Here is a 1,341-nt window from a genome sequence, read left to right as displayed (position 1 = left end):
ACTAATTATCTTACAAAGATAAAAGAGATTCCAGGAGTTAGCGAACATGATCGTCTTAAAACTGCATGGGCAATAGCTAGAAGTTGCTATTCCCAGCATACGAAGAAAGTACTTGTCGATGTATCAGTGTTGATTCACCATGATGCTAAAACGGGTATTCAACGAGTTTCTCGTAGTATATTGAACCAACTTGTTGCTATGCGCGTTGATGGCTATGAAATTTATCCTGTGTATTACACAATAGATGAATGCTATCGTTTTGCGAATAGCTTCTATGCAGCCAACTTTAATGCGGGTGTTAAGGGGGACGATAGCCCGGTCTTATTCAATCGAAACGATATATTGCTGGTTGCGGACCTAACTGCTCATTTATTTCCTGCCATTTTGACTGAAATTGAAGATATAAGAAGAGCTGGTGCGCATGTTAGCTTTATTGTTTATGATATGTTACCGATTTTGCACCCTGAATGGTGCGATATAGGAATACAAAATGCCTTCCCTGTTTGGATGAAAAGTATTGCTTCTCATGCCGATCAACTAATATGCATTTCTGCTAGTGTCGCTGCTGAAGTTAAAGATTGGATATCGAAACAGGAATATTATACCAATCCACATATTCAGGTTGACAGTTTTCATTTAGGGGCTGATCTTGAAGGTAGTATGCCCAGTAAAGGTATACCTGATTCTGCAAATAGTTTTCTGCAGAAAATGGATGCGGTGCCAACCTTTTTGATGGTAGGCACACTTGAACCTAGAAAAGGGCATGAGCAAACGCTTGAAGCTTTCAAAAAGCTTTGGGCTGAGGGCCATAATTTCCAACTGTGTATTATTGGCAAGCAAGGTTGGAATGTAGAATCTCTTGTCACTGAAATCAAAAAAAGCCCTGAGTTGAATAAACGTCTATTCTGGTTGCAGGGTATAAGCGATGAGTATTTGGGTTTAATCTATGCCAGATCCTGTGCGCTTATTTTTGCATCAAATGGTGAAGGTTTTGGGCTCCCGCTAATTGAAGCTGCTCAGAAGAATATACCTCTTATTATTAGAAATATCCCTGTTTTTCGTGAGATTGTCGAAACGCATGCATATTATTTCGATGGTCAGGAACCTGCAGTAATTAGTGAAGCGATTATCGAATGGTATTCACTTTTCTTGCGTGATACACATCCGAAATCCAATGGTGTAAAGTGGCTGACCTGGAATCAGAGTGTTGGACAACTTTTGAGTAAGCTGCCGTTAATAAAATAACTGCGAGCTGAGGTTCTTATATGGTGCTATGTGTCGTGAAATGAACTCATATTACTGTTCTGGATAAGCAGAATAAAGATTGGTATAATCTTCTTT

Annotated in this window: 1 protein-coding gene; it reads left to right on the top strand. The window is 39.4% G+C overall.

The annotated features are described in order from the left end of the window. The coding region (locus tag NNO02_RS23215; protein WP_271455873.1) for a glycosyltransferase family 4 protein at positions 1–1,245 on the top strand (1,245 nt) is incomplete at its 5' end. Positions 1,246–1,341: the final 96 nt, after the last annotated feature.

Origin of the sequence: Citrobacter sp. Awk 2, from assembly GCF_028069815.1 — a bacterium.
Classification (GTDB): Bacteria; Pseudomonadota; Gammaproteobacteria; order Enterobacterales; family Enterobacteriaceae; genus Citrobacter.
This window is presented reverse-complemented; position numbering and strand designations above follow the sequence as displayed.